The organism is Streptomyces sp. NPDC057694, from assembly GCF_042799415.1.
Lineage (GTDB): Bacteria > Actinomycetota > Actinomycetes > Streptomycetales > Streptomycetaceae > Streptomyces.
Map to the genome: position 1 here is coordinate 36,777 of NZ_JBHVIX010000025.1, position 17,217 is coordinate 53,993.

General features: G+C 73.1%; 13 protein-coding genes. 5 read left to right on the plus strand and 8 right to left on the minus strand.

Going from position 1 to position 17,217, the window contains the following annotated elements; all coding sequences use genetic code 11:
* Positions 1 to 142: 142 nt before the first annotated feature.
* Positions 143 to 3,133, plus strand: a complete 2,991-nt coding sequence (locus ACFVDP_RS35670) for a bifunctional [glutamine synthetase] adenylyltransferase/[glutamine synthetase]-adenylyl-L-tyrosine phosphorylase (protein WP_383498963.1) — start codon at positions 143 to 145, stop codon at positions 3,131 to 3,133.
* 495 nt (positions 3,134 to 3,628) lie between these two features.
* Here ACFVDP_RS35670 and ACFVDP_RS35675 read toward each other — a convergent pair whose 3' ends face one another.
* Positions 3,629 to 4,237, minus strand: a complete 609-nt coding sequence (locus ACFVDP_RS35675) for a TetR/AcrR family transcriptional regulator (RefSeq protein WP_383498966.1) — start codon at positions 4,235 to 4,237, stop codon at positions 3,629 to 3,631.
* A 160-nt stretch (positions 4,238 to 4,397) separates the two neighbouring features.
* On the opposite strand from ACFVDP_RS35675, the gene ACFVDP_RS35680 reads away from it, so the two are divergent.
* Both ACFVDP_RS35680 and ACFVDP_RS35685 read left to right on the plus strand, forming a co-directional pair.
* Positions 4,398 to 5,852: an APC family permease gene (locus tag ACFVDP_RS35680; RefSeq protein ID WP_383498969.1), complete on the plus strand. Its 1,455-nt coding sequence runs from the start codon at positions 4,398 to 4,400 to the stop codon at positions 5,850 to 5,852.
* 195 nt (positions 5,853 to 6,047) lie between these two features.
* Positions 6,048 to 7,625 carry an amidohydrolase gene (locus ACFVDP_RS35685; protein WP_383498971.1) on the plus strand — a complete coding sequence of 526 codons (1,578 nt, stop codon included), beginning with the start codon at positions 6,048 to 6,050 and terminating at the stop codon, positions 7,623 to 7,625.
* 49 nt (positions 7,626 to 7,674) lie between these two features.
* Here ACFVDP_RS35685 and ACFVDP_RS35690 read toward each other — a convergent pair whose 3' ends face one another.
* Positions 7,675 to 8,541 carry a phosphatase PAP2 family protein gene (locus ACFVDP_RS35690; protein WP_383498974.1) on the minus strand — a complete coding sequence of 289 codons (867 nt, stop codon included), beginning with the start codon at positions 8,539 to 8,541 and terminating at the stop codon, positions 7,675 to 7,677.
* A 75-nt stretch (positions 8,542 to 8,616) separates the two neighbouring features.
* Positions 8,617 to 9,651, minus strand: a complete 1,035-nt coding sequence (locus ACFVDP_RS35695; RefSeq protein WP_383498977.1) for a LacI family DNA-binding transcriptional regulator — start codon at positions 9,649 to 9,651, stop codon at positions 8,617 to 8,619.
* 217 nt (positions 9,652 to 9,868) lie between these two features.
* Between ACFVDP_RS35695 and ACFVDP_RS35700 the strand changes: the two genes are divergently transcribed.
* Positions 9,869 to 11,530 (plus strand): SpoIIE family protein phosphatase, encoded by a 1,662-nt coding sequence (locus ACFVDP_RS35700; protein WP_383498980.1) that lies wholly within the window; start codon positions 9,869 to 9,871, stop codon positions 11,528 to 11,530.
* Here ACFVDP_RS35700 and ACFVDP_RS35705 read toward each other — a convergent pair.
* Positions 11,469 to 11,978: a GNAT family N-acetyltransferase gene (locus ACFVDP_RS35705; RefSeq protein WP_383498983.1), complete on the minus strand. Its 510-nt coding sequence runs from the start codon at positions 11,976 to 11,978 to the stop codon at positions 11,469 to 11,471. The two genes, ACFVDP_RS35700 and ACFVDP_RS35705, sit on opposite strands and share 62 nt — an antisense overlap.
* Positions 11,979 to 12,035: 57 nt before the next feature.
* Between ACFVDP_RS35705 and ACFVDP_RS35710 the strand changes: the two genes are divergently transcribed.
* Entirely contained in the window at positions 12,036 to 12,386 is a 351-nt protein-coding gene (locus tag ACFVDP_RS35710) for a 5-carboxymethyl-2-hydroxymuconate Delta-isomerase (protein WP_383498986.1), read from the plus strand.
* Positions 12,387 to 12,490: 104 nt separating this feature from the next.
* Here the strand turns inward: ACFVDP_RS35710 and ACFVDP_RS35715 are convergent, their stop codons facing one another.
* The 4 genes from ACFVDP_RS35715 to ACFVDP_RS35730 all read right to left on the minus strand — a co-directional run bounded on the left by ACFVDP_RS35715 (position 12,491) and on the right by ACFVDP_RS35730 (position 17,209).
* Positions 12,491 to 13,183: a TetR/AcrR family transcriptional regulator gene (locus ACFVDP_RS35715; RefSeq protein ID WP_383498989.1), complete on the minus strand. Its 693-nt coding sequence runs from the start codon at positions 13,181 to 13,183 to the stop codon at positions 12,491 to 12,493.
* A 46-nt stretch (positions 13,184 to 13,229) separates the two neighbouring features.
* Positions 13,230 to 14,300: a PDR/VanB family oxidoreductase gene (locus tag ACFVDP_RS35720; protein WP_383498992.1), complete on the minus strand. Its 1,071-nt coding sequence runs from the start codon at positions 14,298 to 14,300 to the stop codon at positions 13,230 to 13,232.
* Complete coding sequence (locus ACFVDP_RS35725) at positions 14,297 to 15,190, minus strand: metal-dependent hydrolase (protein ID WP_383498995.1); 894 nt, start codon at positions 15,188 to 15,190, stop codon at positions 14,297 to 14,299. The genes ACFVDP_RS35720 and ACFVDP_RS35725 overlap by 4 nt, the downstream gene beginning before the upstream one ends.
* A 132-nt stretch (positions 15,191 to 15,322) precedes the next feature.
* The gene (locus ACFVDP_RS35730) at positions 15,323 to 17,209 is read right to left on the minus strand and encodes a hypothetical protein (protein ID WP_383498998.1); all 1,887 of its coding nucleotides are present in this window, start codon (positions 17,207 to 17,209) and stop codon (positions 15,323 to 15,325) included.
* Between the last annotated feature and the right edge of the window lie 8 nt (positions 17,210 to 17,217).

The following is a 17,217-nucleotide window of genomic DNA, read 5'->3' on the forward strand; positions in this document are numbered from 1 at the left end:
CCGGTCCTTCCTGAGACGCGTACGTGCCTTCCGAGGGATCGTCCCTCGGAAGGGAAGACCGCGCGCCCGTCCACGACTCATCGGTCCACCACGTTGAGCAGTAGGCTCAGCCCCAGCGAGTGATCGAACAGGAGGCCGGGCGATGTCGGTGCCGCAGGGGAGAAGGAGCAGCACGTTCACGCGGCTGCTGCGGCACGGATTCACCGATCCGTCCGGCGCCGAGCGGCTGCTCGACGCCGAAGCCCTGTCGTCGGTGCGCTCCGACCCGCTGCTCCTGGACGCGCTCGGCGCCACCGCCGACCCCGATCTCGCCCTGCTGGGCCTGGTCCGGCTCGTCGAGGGGCAGCCCGACCCCACCGCGCGCCGGGAACTCCTCGACACCCTGATCACCGCGAAGCCGCTGCGCGACCGGCTGCTCGGCGTGCTCGGCGCCTCCGAGGCGCTCGCCGACCACCTCGCCCGGCACAGCGGCGACTGGCGGGCCCTGGTCACCTACGAGCCGAGCGACCTGCATCCCGGGGTGGAGGAGTTCGAGCGGGGCCTCGCCGAGGCCACCGACCCGGTGTCGCTGCGCGTCGCCTACCGGCGGTGCCTGCTGTCGCTGGCCGCCCGTGACGTGTGCGGCACCACCGACATCGTCGAGACCGCCGCCGAACTGGCCGACCTGGCCACCGCGACCCTGCGCGCGGCGCTCGCCATGGCGCGGGCCGCCGCGCCCGCCGACGCCGCGCTGTGCCGGCTCGCCGTGATCGCGATGGGCAAGTGCGGCGGCCACGAGCTGAACTACGTGTCCGACGTCGACGTCATCTTCGTCGGCGAGGCCGTCGAGGGCGCCGACGAGGGCAAGGCCGTCCAGGCCGCCACCCGGCTCGCCTCCCACATGATGCGGATCTGCTCCGACATGACGGTCGAGGGCACGATCTGGCCGGTCGACGCCAACCTGCGCCCCGAGGGCCGCAACGGCCCGCTCGTGCGCACCCTCTCCTCGCATGTCGCCTACTACCAGCGCTGGGCCAAGACCTGGGAGTTCCAGGCGCTGCTCAAGGCCCGCCCGGTCGCCGGCGACCCCGAACTGGGGCAGGCGTACGTCGACGCGGTGTCCCCGATGGTGTGGCAGGTCGCCGAGCGCGAGAACTTCGTGTCCGACGCGCAGAAGATGCGCAAGCGCGTCGTCGACAACATCCCGGTGGGCGAGGTCGAGCGCGAGCTGAAGCTGGGCCCGGGCGGACTGCGTGACGTCGAATTCGCCGTCCAGCTCCTGCAATTGGTGCACGGCAGGTCCGACGCCTCGCTGCGCAGCGGTACCACGCTCGACGCGCTGGCCGCGCTCGCCGACGGCGGCTACGTGGGCCGGGTCGACGCCGTCCAGCTCGACGACGCCTACCGCTTCCTGCGTACGCTCGAACACCGCATCCAGCTCTACAAGCTGCGCCGCACCCACCTGCTGCCCGAGGACGAGGCCGACCTGCGCCGCATCGGCCGCTCGATGGGCATGCGCACCGAACCCATCACCGACCTCAACCGGGCCTGGAAGCGCCACACTTCGGTCGTCCGGCGGCTCCACGAGAAGCTCTTCTACCGTCCGCTGCTCGACGCGGTCGCCCAACTCGCCCCGGGAGAGATCCGGTTGAGCACCGAGGCGGCCCGCGAGCGGCTCGTCGCCCTCGGCTACGCGGACCCCGGCTCGGCCCTGCGCCACCTGGAGGCCCTCTCCTCGGGCGTCTCCCGCAAGGCGGCCATCCAGCGCACGCTGCTGCCGGTGCTCCTCGGCTGGTTCGCGGACTCCGCGGACCCGGACGCCGGACTGCTCAACTTCCGCAAGGTCTCGGACGCGCTGGGCAAGACCCCCTGGTACCTGCGGCTGCTGCGCGACGAGGGCGCCGCCGCGGAGAACCTGGCCCGCGTCCTGTCCGCCGGCCGCCTCGCCCCCGACCTGCTGATGCGCGCCCCCGAGGCCGTCGCGCTGCTCGGCGACGCCCAGGGGCTCCAGCCGCGCCCGCACGCCCAGTTGGAGCAGGAGGTGCTCGCCGCGGTGGGCCGGGCGGACGGCGGCGAACAGGCCGTGGTCGCCGCGCGCGGGGTGCGCCGCCGCGAGCTGTTCCGCACCTGCGCCGCCGACATCATCGCCTCGTACGGCACCGAGGACACCCCCGCCGTCGCCGACCAGGGCGCCTTGGTCGACCAAGTCGGCGGCGCCGTATCGGACTTGACCGCGGCCACGCTCGCCGCGACGCTCCGCGCGGTCGTCCGTGACGGCTGGGGCGACACCCTGCCGACCCGGTTCGCCGTCATCGCCATGGGCCGCTTCGGCGGACACGAACTGGGTTACGGCTCCGACGCCGACGTCCTCTTCGTGCACGAGCCGCGCGAGGGCGTGGGCGACCAGGAGGCCGCCCAGGCCGCGAACAAGGTCGTCTCCGAGATGCGCCGCCTGCTCGCCCTGCCGAGCGCCGACCCGCCCCTGCTCATCGACGCCGACCTGCGCCCGGAGGGCAAGTCAGGGCCCCTGGTCCGCACCCTCAAGTCCTACGAGGCGTACTACCGCCGGTGGTCACTGGTCTGGGAGTCGCAGGCGCTGCTGCGCGCCCAGTACGTCGCCGGTGACGAGGAGCTGGGCCGCTCCTTCATCGAGCTGATCGACCCGCTGCGCTATCCGGCCGAGGGGCTCGGTGACGACGCCGTGCGCGAGATCCGCCGCCTCAAGGCCCGGATGGAGTCCGAACGCCTGCCGCGCGGCGCCGATCCCACGCTCCACACGAAGCTGGGCCGTGGCGGCCTGTCCGACGTGGAGTGGACGGTGCAGCTCCTCCAGCTCCAGCACGGCTGGGTGGAACCCGGGCTGCGCACGACCCGTACCCGGGAGGCGCTGGCCGCGGCCAGCGCCGCCGGTCTGCTCGACACCGAGGACGCGGCGACGCTCGACGAGGCGTGGGTGCTTGCGACCCGGGTGCGCAATGCCGTGATGCTTGTGCGCGGGCGGGCCGGTGACACGTTCCCCTCCGACGGGCGTGAACTCGGCGCCGTCGGCCGTTACCTGGGCTACGACCCCGGGCACGTCGGCGACATGCTGGACGACTACCGCCGCACCACGCGCCGGGCGCGCGCCGTGGTGGAGGAACGCTTCTACCAGTAGGGCTGCGCCTCGCGACCGACTCAGGCGCCGTCGTGGCTGATGGGTTGCAGGTCGGGTGCGGCCCGGTGGCCCCTTCTCGCGCAGTTCCCCGCGCCCCTTATCGGGTTGTTGTTCGTGTGCGGGCCGGTGGGGGCTGGTCGCGCAGTTCCCCGCGCCCCTGGAGATGCGCACTTCGTGCGCTATCTCCATCACGGGTGCGCCCCCTGTCCAAGGAGGAGGTGCGCCCCTGCGCCGGGTGGAGGTGCGGGCCCTGCCCAGGGCGGAGGTGCGCCCCGCCCCTCAGGAGAGGCGCGCGGAGCGCAGCCTCTGAGGGGAGGCGGCGCGCAGCGCCTGCCTCAGGGGCGCGGGGAACGGCGCGAGAAGCGGCCACCGGCCGTCAGCCGACAACGCTCCCAGGGGCGCGGGGAACTGCGCGAGAAGCCCCACCGGGTCGCGGATGAACGACAACCCGACAAGGGGCGCGGGGAACTGCGCGATCAGGCCACCACTGGCGCACTAGGCCCCGAGCAACCCCCGAACACCCCCCACAAACGCCCCGAGCGCCAACTCGAACGCAGCGTCCGACCGACTCCCGGTCACCGCCCCGAGCGCCCGCTCCAGCAACGGCATAGAGGCCCCGCCCGGCACCTCCCACATCTCCTCCGGCGCCGCCATGTCCAGCGCCGACCCGAGCACCACGTTGTCGAGCCCGATGATCACCGTCATGACATCGCCGAGCGCGAACCCGGCATCGAGCAACAGCCCCACCGCCAGCTCGTACTGCGCGAGAACCCGAGGCGCCCGCACCGGATGGGTGGTCAGCAACGGGATCGCCCTCGGATGCGCGGCGAACGCGGCCCGATAGGCGCGGGCCCACTGAGTCAACGCCTCGTCCCACGGCAACCCCGAGCGGAGCGACGCCGCGTCGATGCCGCCCGCCACCCGGTCCCGCAGCAGCTCGACGATCCCGTCCCGGCCGTCAACATGGTGATACACCGACCCGGTCTGGACTCCGAGCCGCCGCGCGATCTGCGGCACGCTGAAGTCGCCCTGCTCGTCGACGAGCGCCAGCGCCGTCGCGCCGATGCGCTCCCGGTCGAGAAGTGGCTTGCTCGGCCGCCCCATCCGATGTGCTCCTCCGTCAGATCCCCGTCCCGTCCGTGAAGACGGGTCTTCCCGTATCCCCAACCGGAGGTTACATTGCGGAAACCGAAAGGCTTTAGGTTTACCCGCTCACGCCGTTTCCCGTCCTCTGCTGCCTGCCACCAGAAGGGCCTCCTTCCGCATGTCCGCACCCTCTTCGACGACCCGCACGGCGCCCGCCCCCGCGCCGCCCGAGCCCGGTCTGCGCACGGGTTCCCTCGGCACCTCCGACATCGCGTTCTTCGTGGTCTCGGCCGCCGCCCCGCTCACCGTCATGGCGGGTGTCGCGCCCCTCGCCATCGCCCTCGGCGGCATCGGCGCCCCGGCCGGTTACCTCCTGGCCGGCCTCACCCTCGCCGTCTTCGCCGTCGGCTTCACCACGATGAGCCGTCATGTCACCGGCGGCGGCGCCTTCTACGCGTACATCACCCAGGGGCTCGGCCGCCCGGCCGGCATCGGCGCCGCGCTGCTCGCCATGGTCGGCTACAACGGCATGGGCATCGGCGTCTACGGCCTGCTCGGCTCCGCGACCCAGGACACCGTCCACGCCCTGTTCGGCACGGACATCCCCTGGCTGCCGGTCTCCCTGATCGGCCTCGTCGTCATCTGGTACGGCGGCTTCCGCTCGATCGACTTCGGCGCGAAGCTGCTCGGCGTCCTGCTCGTCGCCGAGACCGGCATCCTCGTACTCCTCGCGGCCGGAGTCCTCCTCAAGGGCGGCGCCCACGGTCTCTCCCTGGCCTCCTTCGCCCCCGGCAACGTCTTCGTGCCCGGCACCGCCGCCGTACTGGCCTTCGCCTTCGCCGCGTTCACCGGTTTCGAGTCGACCGTCATCTACCGCCGTGAAGCCCGCGACCCGGACCGCACGGTGCCCCGCGCCACGTACATCGCGGTCGCGTTCCTCGGGCTCTTCTACGCGTTCACGGTCTGGATCGCCATCCAGTCCTTCGGCGACGCGCGCGTGGTGAAAGAGGCGGGCAGCAACCCGGCGGACCTCTTCTTCACCGCGATCAGCACCTTCGTCGGCGGCTGGGCGGCCGACGTCATGCACGTCCTCATCGTCACCAGCCTCATCGCCTCCCTCCTCGCCTTCCACAACGCGATCAACCGTTACGGGCTCGCTCTCGCCGACGAGGGCGTCCTGCCGCGCTCGTTCGGCCGGATCCATCCCCGGCACGGGTCGCCGTACATGGCGGGGCTCGCGCAGACCGTCCTCGGCGCCGTCGTCGTCCTCGTCTTCTGGGCGGCCGGACTCGACCCGTACGCCCAACTCCTTTTGTGGGTGAACACCCCGGGAATGCTGGGCCTGATGGCCCTGCAACTCCTCGCGGCGATCGCCGTCCCGTTCTTCTTCCGCCGGATCACGCACCAGGAGGGTGTTCTGCGTACGGTCGTGGCTCCTGTGGCGGCGACGCTGCTGCTCGGCGTGGCCATAGCTCTGGTGATCACCCACATAGACCTCTTCACCGGCGCCTCCCCGCTGGCGAACGCCGTGATGGTGGCCGTGGCCCCGGTCGTCTTCGTCCTGGGCTTCCCCCTGGCCCACCGCCTGAAGCGAACCCGTCCGGATGTCTATGAGCGGTTCGGCCAGTCGTAGCCGAGCCCCGGGGCTCCGCCCCGGCCCCCGCTCCTCAATCGCCGGAGGGGCTTGATCTGTGCCCCGTCAGGGGCGCGGGGAACTGCGCGAGAAGCGGCCACGGCCCGCAGACGGCGAACTACCCAGGGGCGCGGGGAACTGCGCGCCCAGCCACGACGCACCCGCACCCGCACCCGCACCCGAAACGGAGCCCCCATGACACCCCCGGCCGACCTCCTCCTCACCGACGCCCGCCTCCGCACCCTGACCCCCACCCCGCCGAAGGCCACCGCGCTCGCGATCACCGACGGCCGCATCACGGCCATCGGCGACACCGACACCCTGGTCCAGGACTTCACCGGCCCCCGCACAGAGCGCATCGACCTCGCGGGGGCGACCGTCACCCCGGGCCTCGTCGACTCCCACAGTCACCCCGTGTGGGGGCTGCGGATGGCGACCGGCGCCGACCTCAGCGGCGTACAGGACCTGGACGGGCTGCGGGACGCCCTGCGCCGGGCGGAGCGGATCGACGGCTGGGTCGTCGGCTGGGGCCTCGACCACAACGCGTTCGGCGGCCGCCCCCTGCACCGCGACCTGATCGAGGACGTGCTCGACGGCGCCCCGGCGTTCCTGCGCCTGTACGACGGCCACTCCGCGCTCGTCAGCGCCGCCGCCCTGACCGCCGCCGGGGTCACCGGGCCGCGCTCCTTCGCCCAGCGCTCCGAGATCGTCTGCGACGCCGACGGCCGGCCCACCGGGTATCTGATCGAGCACGCCGCCATGGACCTGGTCGACGCGGTCGTGCCCGCGCTGTCGTACGAGGAACGCCGCAAGGGACTCGTCGACCTGCTCACCGCCATGGCCGCCACCGGCCTCACCGGCGCCCATGTCATGGACGGCTCCGACCTCGACCTGCTCGCCGCGGTCGAGGCGGAGAGCGACCTTCCGCTGCGCCTGACGATCGCGCCCTGGTGCATGCCGGGCGTGGACACGGCGGGCCTCGACGAACTGGTCGCGCTCCAGCGCAGGCACGGCCGGAACTGGCGGGTCGGCGGCGTCAAGTTCTTCATGGACGGCACCGTCGAGGGCGGCACCGCCTGGCTGGAGCACCCCGACTGCCACGGGCAGGGCACCGAGGCGTTCTGGCCGGACACGGCCGCGTACAGCGCCGCCGTGCGGCACCTGCACGCCGCCGGGGTGCGCACCGCGACCCACGCGATCGGGGACGCCGCCGTGCGGCACGTCCTGGACACCATCGAGGCGCTCGGCGCGAGCGGCCGCGGCGCCCACCGCGTCGAGCACATCGAGTCCGTGCCCGACGACACCCTCCCGCGGTTCGCCGCACTCGGCGTCACCGCCTCGATGCAGCCGCCGCACACCGCGTACACGAAGGGTGACCACAGCGACGAGTGGTCCAAGCGGCTCGGCGACGAGCGCGCGGCCCGCGCCTGGCGCACCCGCGACCTGCGCGACGCGGGCGCCACCCTCGCCCTCGGCTCGGACTGGCCGATCGCCCCCTACGACGTACGGCGGGTCCTGGCCATGGCCCGGGTCCCCGAGGGCGCGGCCGGACCGGGGCAGGGCCTCACCGGACTCGAAGCACTCGAAGGAGTGACATCGCACGCCGCGGTCGCGGCCGGGGAGTCGGCCGTGACGGGCCGGATCGAGGTCGGCCTGCGCGCCGACCTCACCGTCCTCGGCCTCGATCCGGTGACGGCACCGGCCGGCGAACTGGCCGAGACACCCGTGCTGCTGACCACCGTGGGCGGCAGGATCACGCACCGCACCCGGTGACACCCGGTGAAGGGAACGCGCTTTCTATAGGATCTGCGGAGAAATCGCCCTAGGCCTTGATCGGGAAACCGGGGCGCTGCGCCGCCACCAGGCGCGGCAGTGCGTACGGCAGCGCCCCGTACCACAGCCGCGCCACCAGGAATCCGAACGCCAGACAGAGCATCCCGCCCACCGCGTCCAGCCAGAAGTGGTTGGCGGTCGACACGATGACCGTCAGGGTCGCCGCGGGGTAGAGCAGGCCGAGGATCCGCGCCCACGGCGCCGAGGCGAGCGCGAAGATCGTCAGGCCGCACCAGAGCGACCAGCCGATGTGCATCGAGGGCATCGCCGCGTACTGGTTCGACATGTTCTTCAGGTTCCCGGAGGCCATCGATCCCCAGGTCTGGTGCACCGCGACCGTGTCGACGAAGTGGCCGCCGGTCATCAGGCGCGGCGGCGCCAGCGGAAAGAAGTAGTAGCCGACCAGGGCGACCGCCGTCGTCGCGAACAGCACGAGCCGGGCCGCCGCGTACCGGCCCGGATGGCGGCGGAACAGCCACACCAGCACCCCGAGCGTGATCACGAAGTGCAGGGTCGCGTAGTAGTAGTTCATCCCGATGATGAGCCAAGTCACCGCGTTCACCGTGTGGTTGACGCTCTGCTCCACGGCGATGCCGAGATGCTGCTCCAGGGACCAGATCCAGTCCGCGTTCCGCAGCGCCTTCGCTCTCTGCTCCGGTACCGCGTTGCGGATCATGGAGTACGTCCAGTAGCTCACCGCGATCAGCAGGATCTCGAACCAGAGCCGGGGACGCCGCGGCATACGCAGACGGCGCAGGAATCCGCCGGCGCCCTGCGTCGCACGGGATCTCTCCGCGGCGAGCGAGGCGGCGGGTCCTGGTCGGCCGTCCAGAGTTGTCACGGTCGTTTCACCCATAGTCACCGAGTCTGCCAGATTTCCCACCCCAGCCAGATCATCCCTCGGTCGGGTCACGCCCGCACCTGCTACGCCCTACGGACGAGAGCGGACCCCAGGGGACGAGGCCGTCGACCCACGGACCACCAGCTCCGGCATGAACACGAATTCACTCCTGGGCGCGGGTGTCCCGGCCACCTCTTCGAGCAGCGTGTTGACGGCGGCCTGGCCCATGGCCTGCACCGGCTTGCGGATCGTGGTCAGCGGCGGGTCGGTGAACGCGATGAGCGGAGAGTCGTCGAAACCGACCACGGAGACGTCCCCCGGCACGTCGAGACCGCGCCCGCGCACCGCCCGGACCGCTCCGAGCGCCATCATGTCGCTCGCGCACACCACGGCCGTGCAGCCCCGGTCCAGGAGGGCCGAGGCCGCCGCCTGGCCGCCCTCCACCGTGTACAGAGAGTGCTGGACGAGATCCCGCTCCACGTCCTTCGGCGGCAGCGCCAGGAGCTGCGCCATCGCCGCCACGAACCCCTCGACCTTGCGCAGTACCGGCACGAAACGGCGCGGGCCGAGCGCCAGACCGATCCGGGTGTGGCCGAGCGAGACGAGATGGGTCACCGCGAGACGGGCCGCCGCCCGGTCGTCGGGGGAGATGAAGGGCGCCGCGATCGCCGGTGAGAAACCGTCCACGAGCACGAACGGGACGCCCCGGTCGTGCAGCCGCTCGTAGCGCAGCGTGTCCGCCGTGGTGTCCGCGTGCAGCCCGGAGACGTAGATGATGCCGCCGACGCCGCGGTCCACCAGCATCTCGGTCAGCTCGTCCTCGGTGGAGCCGCCGGGCGTCTGCGTGGCCAGCACCGGTGTGTAGCCCTGGCGGGTCAGCGCCTGCACGACGACCTGGGCGAGCGCGGGGAAGATCGGGTTCTCCAGCTCCGGCGTGATCAGCCCGATCAGGCCCGCGCTGCGCTGCCGCAGCCGGACGGGACGCTCGTAGCCGAGCACGTCCAGTGCGGCGAGCACGGACTGCCGGGTGGCGGCGGCGACCCCGGGCTTGCCGTTGAGCACGCGGCTGGCGGTCGCTTCGCTGACTCCTGCGTGCGCGGCTATGTCGGCCAGGCGTGCGGTCACGGGAGTGGACTGTACCGGTCACCTGCCGTATTGCCCACCGAACGGCCTGTCGCACAACTGCGTTGAGTCCAGCGGCGGTTGGGGGCGGAAACGGGACCATCACCACTCGGAACGGTGAAGGCCCGCGAACGGCCGACACACCCCTTGCGGACGGCGGTAGCGTGGTGATGCGGGCCGACGGAGCCCGCACCGGTCCGCCCGCGAGGGGCTGTTGCACGTGAACGCCACTGCCCTGCATCCCCGCACCGGGGAGAGCAGCACGGTCCTGGTGGTCGACGACACCGCCGCGAACCGCTTCGCGCTGAGCGCCGTCCTCAGCCGCGCCGGGCACGTCGTCGTCCCCGTGGCCTCCGCCGGTGAGGCACTGCTCGAACTCGATGTGCGGCTGCGGGCCGGCTGTCTGCCCGACCTGGCGCTCGTCGACGTGGGGCTGCCGGACCTCAGCGGCTTCGAACTGTGCCGCCGGGTCAAGGCCCTGCCCTCCCTGGCCGGCATCCCCGTCGTCCACTTCTCCGCGCGCCCCTCGGGTTCCGTCGACCGCTGCCAGGCGCTCGACGCGGGCGGCGAGGCGTATCTGACGGTGCCCGCGGAGCCGGAGGAGATCCGCGCCGTGGTGCGGGCCGCGCTGCGCGGCGCCCGCGAACTCACCGCCGCGCAGAACCAGTTCACCCGCCTCACCCTGCTCTCCGAGGCCGTCGTCGAGGTGCAGGGCGCCCGCTGCCTCGCCGAGCTGGCCGCCGCCGCGGCCGACGCCGCCGACCGGCTGACCGGCCAACCGGCCGCCGTGTTCGTCCTCGGCGGCGAGAGCGACGTGCACTGCGGCCTGTCCCGGCACGCCGCACAAACCGGGCTGCCCCGCGGACGCGACGAGGAGCGGGCCGCCGCCCTCATCAGGCGGGTGCTGTGCGCGCCCGGCGGGATCCGCTCCACCGTCCTGCCGGGATCGCTGTGGCCCGCGGCGTACGTCGGACCCGGCGACGTCCGGCTCGTGCTCGCCCGCAGCCGGGACGGGCTGTCGGTGTGCCTGGTCACCCCCGTCCACGCCGACAAGGCCGGGCGGATCGGCCCGCTCGCCACCCAGCTGGCGCGGGCCACCGTGCTCGCCGCCGAACCCCTCCTCCGGTACGAGCAGGAGCGCCACGTGGCCCTCACCCTGCAACGCAGCTTCCTGCCCGCCCAGTTGCCCCGCATGCCGGGCCTCCAGGTCGCCTTCCGCTACGAACCCGCATCCCAGCAGGCCGAGATCGGCGGGGACTTCTACGCCGCGCTGCCCACCCCCGCCGGAGTCCTCGCCGGTATCGGCGACGTCGTCGGGCACTCCCTCGACGCCGCCACCGTGATGGTCGAGATCCGGCACGCGCTGCGCGCCTACAGCATCGAGGACCCGCGGCCCGCACGGCTGGTGGACCGCATCGACCGGATGCTCCAGCACTACCACCCGGACACCACGGCGACCCTCTGCCTGATCCTCGTCGACCCGGACACCGGCCGCGTACAGGTCGCGAACGCGGGGCACATCCCGCCGCTGATCCTCCCCGAGCGCGGCGAGCCCTACTACGCCGCGGCCGCGGGCCCGCTGCTCGGCCTCGGCCTGCCGCACCCCCGGCCGGCGGAGCTGGTCCTCGCGCCCGGCGACCGGCTGCTCATGGTCACCGACGGCCTCATCGAGACCCGCGGCACCGACCTGGCCGTCTCCATGGAGCAACTGCGCGGCGCCGCGGCCGTCGCCCCGGCCGGACCCGGGGCCCTGTGCGACACCCTGATGTCCTGCTTCGGCCAGGACCGCGCGGACGACATCGCCCTCCTCGCCCTGCGCGTCAGCCCAGGGGTTTCTCCCACAGGGTCACCCCGTAACTGCTGCCCCCCGCACCGGCCTTGAAGGGCTGCTCGCCCACGACGGTGTACCCGCGGCCCGCGTAATAGGTGCGCAGTCCGGCGTTGGTCGTCACGCAGTCGAGGCGGCAGAGCGAGCGGCCCGTGTCCGCGATGCGCCGCTCGGCGTGGGCGAGCAGCAGGGCGCCGGTGCCGGCCGGGGCGCCGCGCCGCACCATCAGCCGGTGCACATAACCGGCCACGGGCGGCTGCGCGCCCCACGCCGCCTCGTCCTCCCACCACAGCTCGTACGCGCCCGCGACGGCGCCGTCGACCTCGGCGAGCCACACCTCGCCCGCCTCGATCCGCCGCCGGAAGTGGTCCGCGTCCTTCTGGCCAGGCTTCCACTGGTCGATGCCCCGGGCGATCATCCAGCGGGCCGCGTCGTCGTGGAGCGAGACGAGAACGCCCAGGTCGCCGGTGTCCGCTCTGCGGAACGCGAGTTGTGCCGTCATACCGATCACCGTAAAGGTGAGGGGCACACCGTCCGCACGTGACCCCACGGAGCCCTCATGCCGAACATCACCGTCGACCACTCCGCCGGCCTCGACGACCGGATCGACCGCGCCGGACTGGCCGGCGCCGTGCACCAGGCCTGCGTCGACACCGTCGCCGCGCGCACGGCGGCCTGCAAGACCCGCTTCCGCCGAGCCGACGAGACCGTCGTCGGCGACGGCACCGAGCAGGCCGACCTCGTCCACATCGAGATCGCCCTCCTCGCGGGCCGCACCCAGGAGGCGAAGACGGCCCTGGTGGAGGCGGTGCTCTCCCTCCTCCCGCAGCACATCAAGAGCCCGGAAGGCGCCCACCTCTCGGTGGAGGTACGAGACCTGGAGGCAACCTACAAGTCGGCACGAGGCTGATAAGGCTGCGCGCAGCGCCCCGCCAGGGGCGCGGGGCTGTGTCGATTTGCGGCTCCGCCGCGTGGGCGCGCCCAGCCACGACGAACCCGCAGCCGACCGACAACTCAAACAGGCGCCAGCGCCGACAACCGCCCGATCAACTCGGCGAACGGCCCATCGACCGGCTCCCCGGAAAGCAGCCGCCCCAGCAACGAAGCCATCTCGGAGTCATAGGCAGCGCTCACCGCAGCCAGCGCAGCGAAATCGTGTACCAGCTGAAGCTCCAGCTCCCCGCGAGGAATCCGTCGCCCGTCCAGCCAGATCAGCGCCGTCGACTCGGCGAGCGAGATCCAGGACCGGACGACGAGTTCGAGGCGCGGGGACGGAGCCACGACCCCGAGATGCGCCAGGATCTGCACGTAGGCGGCCTGCCGGACGGAGTCGATCAGCGCGTTCGTCGCGGAGGAGCCGACGGCCGGCCCGCCCCGCATCAGGGCGGAGAAACCCGGCCCGTGCTCGTCCACGAAGTCGAAGAACCGCCCCATGACCCGCAGCAGCCGGGCCCCGAGCGGCCCCTCCCGGGGCTCCTCGAAACGTTCCGCCAGATCCTCGGCGGCCCGCTTCAACGCGGCCTCGTACAGGCTGAGTTTGCCCGGGAAGTAGTGATAGACGAGCGGCCGCGAGATCCCCGCGGCGGCCGCTATCTCGTCGATGGAGACCTCGTCGGGGGAGCGGTGGCTGAACAGTTCGAGGGCGACCCCGATCAACTGCCGTCGCCGCTCCTCGACTCCCATTCTGCGCCGCACCCCGGTAGTCATACCGAACACTCTACCGAGCGGATCACGCCGGTCACCGCGGTGGTCGCTACAGGTCGAGCACGAGACGTTCACCGCGCGCCCGCGAGACGCAGATCAGCATCGAGCCGTCCCGCTCGGCGTCGGTGAGCAGCTCGTCGCGGTGGTCGATCTCGCCTTCCAGGACCCGCTGTTGGCACGTTCCGCAGAAGCCCTGCTCGCAGGAGTACGAGACGTTCGGCAGCTCCGCGCGGACCGCCGCGAGCACCGTGGACGACGCGGGGACGTCCACGACCTTGCCGCTGCGGCGCAGCTCCACCTCGAACGGGGCGTTGCCCTCGACGGTGTTGCGCGGCGCGAACCGCTCCAGGTGCAGGGTCCGGCCCTCGGGCAGCGCCGCCTCCACGGCCGCCATCAGCCCCTCGGGCCCGCAGCAGTACACGGCGGTGCCGGGTGCGGTGGCGGAGAGCGCGGCGGTGAGGTCGGGCAGCCCGGCCTCGTCCTGGGGGACGACGGTGACCCGGTCGCCGCCCAGCTTCGCCACGTCCTCCAGGAACGGCATCGAGGAGCGGCCGCGGCCCCCGTACAGCAGCCGCCACTCGGCGCCGCGCGCCTCCACCTCGCGCAGCATGGGCAGGATCGGCGTGATCCCGATGCCGCCCGCGACGAACAGATAGGCGGGGGCGTCCGCGTCCAGCGCGAAGCGGTTGCGCGGCCCGCGCACCTCGATCTCCGCGCCCTCCCGCACCTGCTCGTGCACCTCGCGCGACCCGCCGCGCCCGCCCTCGGCCTCGGGGATCAGCCGGGTGGCGACGGTGTACGAGGAGGTGTCCTCCGGGTCGCCGCACAGCGAGTACTGCCGGACGAGTCCGGAGGGCAGCACCAGGTCGAGGTGGGCGCCCGGCTTCCACGCGGGCAGTCCTGCGCCCTCCATGCGGAGCTGGACGACTCCGTCGGCCACCTCCTCGTACCGCGTGACGAGCAGCCTCAGCGCCCGGGCCCGCGGCCGCCCCGAGACCGGCTCCTCCAGGGCGGGCAGCGGCCACAGCGGCGAGCGTTGCACCCGGCTGCGCAGCGCGCGCCGGACGACGAGCGCGGCGCCCGCGACGACGGCGGCCCGGGTCAGCGTGCGGGCGTTCATCCGGCGGCTCCGGTCCGGGCGGCGGTACGGGCCTCGGCGGCGGTCGCCGCGGGGGAGGCGGCGAGATAGGCGACGGCCTGCGCGGTGTCGCCCTCCTGCTCCGGGTGGTAACCGCGGCTCAGATAGCGCGGGATGGACCGCATCATCGCCCCGGTCGACGGCAGCACGCCCTGCTTGCCGCCCCGGTAGAAGTCCTTGAAGCTGGCCTTGCCGTCGAGCAGCGTCGGATCGTTCTCCATGAAGAACCGTGCGCCGCGCTGCCACAGGAAGACCAGCGCCGTGAAGGCGGTGGCCCAGGTGCGCACCCGGCGCCGGTAGCTGCCGTCCACGTGCTCGAACAGCTCGAAGGCCACCGAGCGGTGCTCGACCTCCTCGGCGCCGTGCCAGCGCAGCAGGTCGAGCATGGTCGGGTCGGCGCCGCGCCGGTCCAGCTCGTCGGCGTTCAGCACCCAGTCGCCGAGGAACGCCGTGTAGTGCTCGATCGCCGCGATCAGCGCGACCCGCTCCATCAGCCACCACTCGCGCGCCCGGCCCGGGGGCAGCGTCCGGTCGCCGAGCAGCTTCTCGAAGAACCAGTCCACCTGGGCCGTGTACGGCGTCGGATCGAGACCCTGCTCGCGCAGGTGCGGCAGCACCTCGTCGTGGGCCTGCGAGTGCATGGCCTCCTGGCCGATGAACCCGATGACGTCCTCACGCAGCCGGTCGTCCCGTATGTAGGGCAAAACCTGCTTGTACACGTGCACGAACCACCGCTCACCGGCCGGCAGGAGCAGGTGCAGCACGTTGATGGTGTGCGTGGCGAACGGGTCGTCCGGGAGCCAGTGCAGCGGGGTCTTGTCCCAGGCGAAGGACACCTGGCGTGCCTTCAGCGTGACGCGCGTATTAGACATGGCGTCAATGTACTGACGGGTAGACCCGGGGGTACAGCCCCTTGCGGGGACTTTCTTTACTTGATCGTCAGCAACATGATCCAGCCCCTCCGGCGTTCGAGGAGCGGGGCCCGGGGCGGAGCCCCGTGACCGTCACTTCAGCGTCGTCACCTTTGCGCCCCCGGCCGTGCTCCCGGTCAGCGACACCTTCGCGTTCCGCGCCGCCTTCACCGCCAGCAGATTACCGGCGACCGTGGAACCCGCCGCCGTAACGGAGTTGACCCCCTTGCTGCCCGCCGCGACCAGGTACCAGACCCCGGCCCGCGACTTCCAGCGGACCCCGGCCAGGACCAGCGGGTCGCGGGAGCCGCACGCGGGCGAGGTCTGCGACTTCGCGGCGACCACCGAGGCGGTCGCGCCCGGGGTGCGGAACAGGGTGAGGGTGCGCGGGCTGCCGCCCTGCCAGGTCTCGGCGCGGGTGCACACCCACTGGGCGGTGCCGTCGGCCTCGGGCAGTGGCTGCCGCGCGTAGGACCAGGAGTTGACCGAGCGCACCCCGTGCGAGCGCGCCGCGGCCAGCGAGCAGGCGGTGGCCGCCCAGTCGGCGGGCGCCGCGTCGTGCGGCGCGTCCGGGCTGCCCGAGGTGAGCTGCGCGGGGACGAGTTCGCCGAGGTCGGTGGTGAGCCGGGTGCCGGTGGCGGTGGTGAGCGACAGCGCGTTCCACGACGTACAGGACCCGGAGAGGGCCGGGCCCGCGAACGGCGCGGTGGCGCCGTCCGCCGAACGGGACACCTTGCTCGCCGCCGCGTCCGGCTTCAGCAGGTCGTGGACGGAGACGCCCGTCACCCAGGGGGCCGTCAGATAGCGGACGTTGCCGTCGGCACGGTCCAGGACGACGGCGCTCGACTGCCCGGCGTCCGCCCCGTCGACCCGGGCGAAGTCGAGGGCGGCGCCGCTCGTCCCGTTCTTCGGCTCCGCGTAGCGCACGACGCGCAGACCGTCGTAGAGGAGGACGACCCGGGCCTGGTCGATCTCGCCCGCGTACAGCAGCTGGGCGGGTCCGGGCGGGGCGCCCGCCGCCGTGCCGGGCGTCGCCGAGACCTGCACGGACCCGCCGGGCCGCGCCCACACCGCGAGGGCCCGGCGCAGCAGGCCGGAGTCGCCGGTCAGCGACCCGCGCGCGGGCCACACCGAGAAGTCGGTGCGCGCGGAACTCTGCCAGGCCGTCGGCGCCACCCGCGTCAGCTTCGCCGGGTCCAGCGCGGCCTGCCCCGCGGGGTTGCGGGCGTACGGGGGCGCCGCCGCGCCGTCGGGACCCCAGCTCTCGCCGCCGGGCAGACCGAGCAGCGCGCCGCACACCACGAGCGCGACGAGCCCGGCGACGCCCGCCTTCGCATGCTGACGGCGGCGCATCAGATCGGTGGGGCGGGCGTGCAGGGAGCACGGGTCGAACTCGGGGGAGGCCAGCAGCGCGGGCTGCGACTCGACGGCCGCCGCCGTGGTCAGCGCCGTCGCGACGACGTCCGGAGTGCAGCCGGCGGCCAGCAGCGTCGTACGGACCGCGGTGTCGTCGAGCCGCTCCAGACCGCGCAGCACGTAAGCGGCGCGCGCCGGGCCGTCGAGCGCGGAGAGCCGCTGGTCCAGGGCGAGTTCATCGGCGCCGCCGGACTTCGGGAAGAGCCGCAGCCCCCACACCTGCGGCAGCAGCGGCGGCAGCTGGGCCCGCTTGGGCCAGGCCGCGCGGCGCAGCGGGAGCCCCGCCTCCAGGGCGCTGCGCAGCACCCGCAGCCGCACGTAGGCGTAGCCCGGGTCGCCGCCGGCCCTCGGCGCGGGCGCCGTCCGGCCGCGGGGCAGCGCCCGCTGCGCGACGGAGTGGGCGGTGAGCACCCGGCGGTTGCGGCCGAGACCGGGCGGCAGCACCAGATAGGCGAGGCGGACCAGGCGCGGATAGTGCTCGACCAGGGCCGCCTCCGCCTGCTCGACGTCGATCTCGGCGGCCGGACCGGCTGCGGCGGGGGAGGAGGGCTCGGGTTGCTGCACCTTTGACT

What these genes read in the sequence shown, in the direction of transcription:
- ACFVDP_RS35670 (WP_383498963.1), top strand. Translation starts at nt 143, where the DNA reads ATGTCGGTGCCGCAGGGGAGAAGGAGCAGCACGTTCACGCGGCTGCTG.
- ACFVDP_RS35675 (WP_383498966.1), bottom strand. Translation starts at nt 4,237, where the DNA reads ATGGGGCGGCCGAGCAAGCCACTTCTCGACCGGGAGCGCATCGGCGCG.
- ACFVDP_RS35680 (WP_383498969.1), top strand. Translation starts at nt 4,398, where the DNA reads ATGTCCGCACCCTCTTCGACGACCCGCACGGCGCCCGCCCCCGCGCCG.
- ACFVDP_RS35685 (WP_383498971.1), top strand. Translation starts at nt 6,048, where the DNA reads ATGACACCCCCGGCCGACCTCCTCCTCACCGACGCCCGCCTCCGCACC.
- ACFVDP_RS35690 (WP_383498974.1), bottom strand. Translation starts at nt 8,541, where the DNA reads ATGGGTGAAACGACCGTGACAACTCTGGACGGCCGACCAGGACCCGCC.
- ACFVDP_RS35705 (WP_383498983.1), bottom strand. Translation starts at nt 11,978, where the DNA reads ATGACGGCACAACTCGCGTTCCGCAGAGCGGACACCGGCGACCTGGGC.
- ACFVDP_RS35710 (WP_383498986.1), top strand. Translation starts at nt 12,036, where the DNA reads ATGCCGAACATCACCGTCGACCACTCCGCCGGCCTCGACGACCGGATC.
- ACFVDP_RS35715 (WP_383498989.1), bottom strand. Translation starts at nt 13,183, where the DNA reads ATGACTACCGGGGTGCGGCGCAGAATGGGAGTCGAGGAGCGGCGACGG.
- ACFVDP_RS35720 (WP_383498992.1), bottom strand. Translation starts at nt 14,300, where the DNA reads ATGAACGCCCGCACGCTGACCCGGGCCGCCGTCGTCGCGGGCGCCGCG.
- ACFVDP_RS35725 (WP_383498995.1), bottom strand. Translation starts at nt 15,190, where the DNA reads ATGTCTAATACGCGCGTCACGCTGAAGGCACGCCAGGTGTCCTTCGCC.